Source organism: Amycolatopsis sp. SID8362 (assembly GCF_010550475.1).
Classification (GTDB): domain Bacteria; phylum Actinomycetota; class Actinomycetes; order Mycobacteriales; family Pseudonocardiaceae; genus Amycolatopsis; species Amycolatopsis eburnea.
Genome location: NZ_JAAGNB010000729.1, coordinates 1 through 328 on the forward strand (window position 1 = coordinate 1; position 328 = coordinate 328).

Here is a 328-nt window from a genome sequence, read left to right on the forward strand (position 1 = left end):
TCGTGCCCGTGCGCTTCCGCTGGCGCGGCCGCGCACGTGAGTCCGATCAGGGCGAGGCACCCCGCGAGAGCCTTCCACTGCATGGCAGCTCCTTCATTCGGCCGCCCTGGCCGCGAGCTCGGCCAGCCGGGCGGGATCCGGCTCGCCGTCGACGACGACGAGGTGGTGCGTCAACGTCAGTTCGCCGCCCGGTTCGAGCAGCCACGGCCGGTGGTAGGTCGTGGCGAAGCTGACCACCGGGAACGGCTCGGCCCGGACGTACCAGGCCGTCGGGTACGCGGGGTTCGCCGGGCTGTCGGCGAACAGCAGCGTCGAGGTCCGCAGGCTG

At 72.9% G+C, this 328-nt stretch carries 1 protein-coding gene; it reads right to left on the reverse strand.

Annotated elements, in window-relative coordinates; genetic code table 11:
• Positions 1-93 precede the first annotated feature (93 nt).
• On the reverse strand, positions 94-328 hold a 235-nt coding region (locus G3I65_RS22090), incomplete at its 5' end, for a DUF6807 family protein (RefSeq protein WP_203612462.1).